Consider the following 6687-nt stretch of genomic DNA (forward strand, 5'->3'; position numbering starts at 1 on the left):
ATGGGCGGTTTTCGGTTTACGCGCGTTCAAACAGGTGAGCTGGACAGGCGATAAAGCTGGCATGGTCTGATCCAGGATTCCTGTTTCTGGCAATCGAATCGGGAGTCTCTCAGGAGAAGTAAGGCTCGATCTTTTCCAGCAACCGCTCCTTGGGCATGTAGCCGACGATTCGTTCGACCGGCTGACCATCCTTGAAGAGGATCAAGGTGGGAATGCTCATCACGCCATAGGCCATGGCAGTGGATGGATTGTGATCCACGTCCAGCTTGGTGATTTTTAACTCGTCTTCGTATTCGTCGGCCAGATCCTCAAGGATCGGCGCAATCATCTTACAGGGGCTGCACCAGACAGCCCAGAAATCGTTTAAGGTCGGCACTGAAGCCTGCAGAACCTCTTCTTCGAAACTAGCATCTGAAACTACAACCGGCTTTGCCATCGTATTATCCTCCGTAGCCGCGAAAAACTGTTGCGACGATCGGTGCCGTCCACGTCCAGGAGAGGACAAAGGCAGCGGCTCGATCATCCCTGGTATGATAGTCTGGGCAGGGTACTTTGTCAAGAGGGGGGCTGACAGAGTTGTGAAAAATCGTTGGCATGGTGGTGCATTTGTGGTACAATGAGTTTGTGATTACCAGGGAAGACACGAGCAACGCAAAGGGATGGCCGGTGACAGGCCATGAATGGGCTGTCGATCTGTTGCGGCGTAGCCTGGATGCAGATCGATTGCCCCATGCATTGCTGTTGACTGGACCGCGCCAGGTTGGAAAGAGGACCCTGGCACTGGCACTGGTCTCTGCCCTGTTCTGTCAGGCGGAGAACCGCCCGTGTGGGGAATGCCGGGCATGTGTAAGGGTTGCGCATGGCAACCATCCCGATGTGCAGGTGGTCGAAGCAACGGTGACTGGCCGGGAGAGGGAGGGTGTTCTCAGGATCGACCAGATTCGTCTGCTTCGGCGGGAAGCAGCTCTGGCGCCCCTGGAAGCGCCCCTGAAGATTTTCGTATTGCGCGAGATCGAACACGCCAATTTGCCCGCCGCTAACGCGTTGTTGAAGACCCTGGAAGAACCGCCCGATCGTGTCATGCTGATTTTGACCAGCGCGCGTCCAGATGCCTTGTTGTCAACCATCATATCACGTTGTCAGACCGTCCAGTTGCGGCCATTGGCAATTGAAATTGTCCGACAGGCTTTGATAAACGACTGGCAGGTATCTGAGGAAGAGGCCGCGTTGCTCGCCCGCCTGTCCCGGGGGCGCCTGGGATGGGCTGTGGAGCGACTTGAAGATGAAACAGCCTGGCAAGAACGTGTGGACATCCTGGATGAGTCGTTTGAGTTGACCGGCAAGGGTCCCACTGAACGTCTGAAATTTGCTGCCAACCTGGCTCGCACGCCCGGTCGGGTTCAACCTACTCTCGATCTTTGGGCCAGCTGGTGGCGCGATCTCCTGCTCATGCAGACGGGATGTTCAGATCAAATCAGCAACATTGACCTGGAGGCCCGTTTGGGCGAGCAGGTACACCAATTTGATACCAGTCAGGTCAGGCACTTCCTGGCTCGCCTGCAGGCGGCGCCTGGTCAACTCAACCGAAATGTCAACGCTCGCCTTCTTCTGGAGAATCTTGTCTTGCACATGCCAGAACCGGAACAAGGCGGCCTTATCGATTAGGAGGATTCATGCCTACCGTTGTTGGCGTGAGTTTTAGACCAGTCACAAGGATATACCATTTTTCTCCCGGCGACGTCGAGGGATTGCAAGCTGGCGACTATGTGGTGGTGGAGACATCAATGGGCTATGAGGTTGGCAGAGTTGCCTGGGAAGCACGAGATCTTCCTGCTCGGGAGGTGAGCGGGGGCCTGAAATCGGTTCTCAGAAGGGCAACGGTCGTCGATCTGGTGGAGCGGGATCAGTACCGGAGCACCCAGCGGGAGGTTCGCGGGATTTGCCGCGCCAAGGCCATTGAGCACAATATGTCCATCGAGGTCGTCGGCGCCGAGTATAGCTTCGACGGCACCCGCCTGATTGTCTCGTTTACCGCCGAAGGCCGGGTAGACTTCCGGGCGTTGGTCCGGGATCTTGCCCGTACGCTGAACACCCGCATCGAGATGAAACAGATCGGTGTTCGCGATGAGGCAAAGGTGTTGGATGGAATAGGCAAATGTGGTCGTCAACTCTGTTGTGCTTCCTGGCTGCGTGACTTCACTCCTGTCTCGATCAAGATGGCGAAACAACAGAATTTGCCTCTCAATCCAGCGGAGATATCGGGTGTTTGTGGTCGTTTGCTCTGCTGTCTCGCCTACGAAATTGATACCTACAGGGAAGCGCGCAGACGCCTGCCCAAGGTGGGCGCCGTTGTGATGACACCGGAGGGCAAAGGACGGGTTCGAAAAGTCCACGCGTTGCGCGAGGCGCTAACCGTCAAGCTGGAAGATGATAAGCTTCATGATTTTTCAATTGATGATATCGAGGGATTTCAGCGCTCCGCGCAAAGCGGGAGCGGTTGTGGGGGATGTGAAAAATAGACAAAACAGTGTATGGAAATCGAAACGCGAGGACAGAACTCATCATCGAGATCTGCCACGCGTTTTTTCTGAAGGGATTCCCTTGACTGTCGGCTGGGACAATCCAGGGGGCTGGTGTTTTCTACTGGGCGTCGACGGAAATCCGCACTGCGGTGCGTTCGTTGCCGTCTATCATTACCTCTGCAAAGGCAGGCAGGCAGGTGATAACGATACCGTCAAGTTCCAGATATCCACTGGCGATGGCAATGGCCTTGACCGCCTGGTTGACAGCGCTCGCGCCGATCGCCTGCACATACGCATGTCTGTGCTCGCGAATGACACCGGCTATTGCACCGGCAACGGCTGTCGATCGGGAATTGGCGGATACCTTGATGAGCTCCAGAGGTCGTTTTTCGCCCGGTGGATTCAACGGCGGTGTGACGGGGTGTGAATTGCTGCTATGCAAGCCGTGGGTGGTGCTTGTGTGTACGTTGACGTCCATTCCAATTCTCCATGTTGTGTGGCGGTATTCTTCATCAATCCAAGACGCTATATTCCGTCGGAAGTTACGCCCAAAACGCCTCAGGTTGAAGATTGGGTAAAAAGGAAAGGCAAGGTCGTCGATGGCGAGCCCGGCAAACAGAAGACCGAAACGCCGGGATAGTTCCCGGCGCTTCGGTCCCATTGATCTATCGGTTTAGATGTGAAAGCCAGAATTGTCTACTTGGCGTAATCCACAGAGCGTGTTTCCCGGATAACTGTCACCTTGATCTGTCCAGGGTATTCCAGGTTGTCTTCAACCTTCTTGGCAACTTCCCGCGACAGTGCCACTGCCCCCAGGTCATCCACGACATTGGGCCTTACCACGATACGAATCTCGCGACCAGCTTGTATGGCAAAGCTCTGTTCAACCCCGTCAAAGGAGTTGGCTACGTCCTCCAGAGCAGTTACGCGGCGCAAGTACGTTTCCAGGGCCTCTCGACGGGCGCCCGGGCGGGCCCCTGATACTGCATCGGCTGCCTCGACAAGGACAGCCTCGAGACTTTCTGGCTCGACCTCGTGATGGTGACTGGCAATGGCATTGACAACCAGGGGTGGCACCCCATAGCGGCGAGCCAGGTCAGCGCCTATCAGGGCATGAGGTCCCTCCACCTCGTGGGTGACGGCCTTGCCCAGGTCATGCAGGAGGCCACCCATTTTGGCAAGTCGCACATTGGCACCCAGTTCGGCTGCCAGTATCCCTGCCAGGTGGGCGGACTCGATCGCATGATGGTACTGGCTTTGACCAAAACTCGTGCGATATTTCAGGCGGCCAATCAGCTTGAGTATCTCTGGATGAAGGCCCTGTAGCCCGGTTTCGTAGGCCGCCTGTTCACCAGCTTCCCATATCCGCTGATCTACCTCTTCCCGAGCCTTTTGCACCTCTTTCTCGATGCGAGCGGGATGGATGCGGCCATCGCTAACCAGTTTGGATAATGCCATGCGGGCCACTTCCCGTCGTATCGGATCGAAGCTCGAAATAATCACAGCCTCGGGGGTATCGTCGACAATCAGATCCACGCCTGTTGCGTGTTCAATTGCCCGGATGTTGCGACCTTGCCGGCCGATAATGCGGCCCTTCATTTCGTCGCTGGGAAGGGGGACGGAGGATACGGTCGTCTCTGCAACCTGGTCTGATGCCAGACGCTGGATGGCCACGCTGACGATCTTGCGTGCCCGTTTTTCTGCTTCCTCGTGGGCCTGGGCCTCAACCTCGCGGATCACGCGCGCCATATCCCGGCGCGTCTCGTCGCGTACCGAATCGAGCAATATCTTTTTGGCTTCTTCCCGGGTAAGACCGGAAATACGTTCCAATTCCTGATGGCGCTCCGCTTCCAGTTGGTTCAACTCGTCAGCCCGTTTATCCAGGCTGCTTTGGCGTTTCTGTAGGTTGCGATCGCGGTTTTCCAACTCCTCAAAGCGTTTATCCAGCACGTCTTGCCGGCGCTGGATTCTGTCTTCCTGCCGCTGGATGTCTCGTCGACGGCGTTCAGTCTCCAGCTCGAACTCCTCGCGCAACCGAACCTGTTCTGCCTTCTGCTCCAGTTTGATTTCCTGTTGCATCTGTTGGGCAGTGCGTTCAGCTGCCTGAATGATTTCGTCGGCCCGTTCGTTGGCCGATGAGATCTTTGCCTCTGTGATGTACCGGTGGAGGAAATAACCGCCCAGCCCGCCAATAATCAGGCCGAGCAGGAGCCCCAGCACCGGCATACCGGTTGATTGCAGATCCATGTTTGCTCCAGTGGGGTGCAGTCTTCCGCGCACCCCCATGATTTCAAAATCTCAGTTTGTCTGACCCATCCACGATCGTTCTCCGTCAGGCGCAACAAGCAAGCTTCAGATAACGAATCGGGTCATGTTTCTTCACGTCAGGATGAGTCGAATCTGATTTGGGCCATTGGTCAGCCCGGGTTCTGTGTCCTAATCGTCCGGCGGTTGGTGGCGTTCCTGGCAGAGCCGCTCGACTGTGGGCCAGACCACGTCGTGGGTGAAACCTCTGCGAAGCAGGTGGCTCGCCAACTTCTTGCGGAAATCCTGTTGGTCGACGTTTACCAGCCTCTGGGCCCTTGCCAGACCAGCCCGGTAAGCGCCATCTGTCATGTCGATCGACTCGATCACCTGGTCGATGATATCGTTAGCGACTCCCTTTTGGCGCAGCTCTGCACGCAGCGCCAACGGTCCCTTTGGGCGGAATCGCTCACGATCGTTGACCCAGAAGCGAGCGAATTCCATATCGTTCAGGTATCCTGCTTCCAGCAAGCGCTCTATGACCGATTCAATCGCGGAATCGCTCACGTCATGTTTTCGCAGGTTTTTTCGTACCTCAGCAATCGTGCGCGGCCTGTATGCAAGAAAGCGCAGTGATCTCTGATAGGCCTTCTGTCGCTCATCCTCTGCTTGCAGTTGAGCGATCTCATCATCGCTCAAATAGAGACCACGTTTCAGGGAAGCGGCCGCCAGAGCCGACAACCCGAAGGCAAATTGGTCATCCAGGTAAATATTTACGCGGTTGGCGTCACGTTTTTGGAAGCGCAGGGCAGTGATGATGCCGGCCATATTTCTCCGACCAGTACTTTCTGAATCAAAAAACTGCGACCTTCGAGGGTCACAGCCGAAGAATCCAGGTGTGGTCGTGTTGACCAGCAGATCGCTGGCCGACTCTATCCAGTTGACGCGGTGCCATACAAAGCACCAAGCGGGTGAGTATTTGCTCACCCAGAACGGAATTCTGGCAAGGAAGGCACCGGTCTGTCCGGTAGCAGGGTGCGCCAACCAGCGCGCGAATCTAGACTCTATCGCCAGGGATGGGCGCGGACGCCCTTATGTTTCCCTGGCGTCGATACATTCAGCAGTCCTCGTCATTAGCTACTACGGGGCGACTGATTTCTGGGAGGCGAGTCAATTGCCAGCCTTCCGTTCTCTGGATTGTTCCATACGATAGGGCAAGCCGCCGATACCGTTACATCCCTCAAGAAACTGATGGGGATGTCGCCGCTTTCAACTCCGCATTCACAGGCACGATCAGGTGCCTCGATTTTGCAAGGGAGAGATACAGCTTGTATCGTCGAAGGCATCCGAGTACATCGAAAGAAACGAAAATTCGGGTGCCGGTTTTCTTCTGCTTGCCAGGTTAGGCTATCGCTACCTGGATTCGGGTCTGGTGACCCATCTGGTTGACTTGAGACAGCTGGTCTCAGCCAACGCCTGGGTGTGTGCGGTTTCAGCGGATAAAGTGTTGCTGCCCGCCCACGGAAATGAATCATTCCTGTTGATGCCCATCAAGTTACAGCGAAATCACAGGAACTTTGATATGTTCTGGCTTCATATAGTTGTGCCAGTCAGGCGTCCACAGCTGTGGGACGCTCTGGCAGGCCGACGGCCTCTCTGATCTGGCTGTCAAGGGTTTCAAATAACTCAGCATCGTCCCTCAGGAAGGTCTTGGCATTTTCGCGGCCCTGTCCGAGGCGGGTATCGCCGTAGGAGTAGAAGGAACCTCTCTTGGTGATGATGTCGTATTGGACGGCCAGGTCAAGCAGGTCACCGGTCTTGCTGATGCCCTCGTTGTACATGATGTCGAACTCCGCCTGGCGGAAGGGAGGGGCAACCTTGTTCTTTTTGACGGTGACGCGGGTGCGGTTGCCGATGACGG

7 protein-coding genes are annotated in these 6687 nt (G+C 55.9%); 2 read left to right on the forward strand and 5 right to left on the reverse strand.

From position 1 onward, the window contains the following. Positions 1 to 109 precede the first annotated feature (109 nt). Positions 110 to 436, reverse strand: a complete 327-nt coding sequence (gene trxA, locus U9R25_19145) for a thioredoxin (protein MEA3338011.1) — start codon at positions 434 to 436, stop codon at positions 110 to 112. A 158-nt stretch (positions 437 to 594) separates the two neighbouring features. On the opposite strand from trxA, the gene holB reads away from it, so the two are divergent. Both holB and U9R25_19155 read left to right on the forward strand, forming a co-directional pair. Beyond that, positions 595 to 1665, forward strand: a complete 1071-nt coding sequence (gene holB / locus U9R25_19150; GenBank protein ID MEA3338012.1) for a DNA polymerase III subunit delta' — start codon at positions 595 to 597, stop codon at positions 1663 to 1665. 8 nt (positions 1666 to 1673) lie between these two features. Beyond that, positions 1674 to 2519: a stage 0 sporulation family protein gene (locus tag U9R25_19155; protein ID MEA3338013.1), complete on the forward strand. Its 846-nt coding sequence runs from the start codon at positions 1674 to 1676 to the stop codon at positions 2517 to 2519. Between the two features lie 121 nt (positions 2520 to 2640). On the opposite strand, the gene U9R25_19160 is transcribed toward U9R25_19155, so the two are convergent. From U9R25_19160 to U9R25_19175, 4 genes are all read right to left on the reverse strand, one after another. Next, positions 2641 to 3000 carry a stage V sporulation protein S gene (locus U9R25_19160; protein ID MEA3338014.1) on the reverse strand — a complete coding sequence of 120 codons (360 nt, stop codon included), beginning with the start codon at positions 2998 to 3000 and terminating at the stop codon, positions 2641 to 2643. A 218-nt stretch (positions 3001 to 3218) separates the two neighbouring features. Then, entirely contained in the window at positions 3219 to 4769 is a 1551-nt protein-coding gene (rny, locus tag U9R25_19165; GenBank protein ID MEA3338015.1) for a ribonuclease Y, read from the reverse strand. A gap of 189 nt (positions 4770 to 4958) precedes the next feature. Then, complete coding sequence (locus tag U9R25_19170) at positions 4959 to 5594, reverse strand: RecX family transcriptional regulator (GenBank protein ID MEA3338016.1); 636 nt, start codon at positions 5592 to 5594, stop codon at positions 4959 to 4961. A 782-nt stretch (positions 5595 to 6376) separates the two neighbouring features. After that, the coding region (locus U9R25_19175) for a DNA recombination/repair protein RecA (protein MEA3338017.1) at positions 6377 to 6687 on the reverse strand (311 nt) is incomplete at its 5' end.

Source organism: Chloroflexota bacterium (genome assembly GCA_034717495.1).
Classification (GTDB): Bacteria; Chloroflexota; Anaerolineae; order JAAEKA01; family JAAEKA01; genus JAYELL01.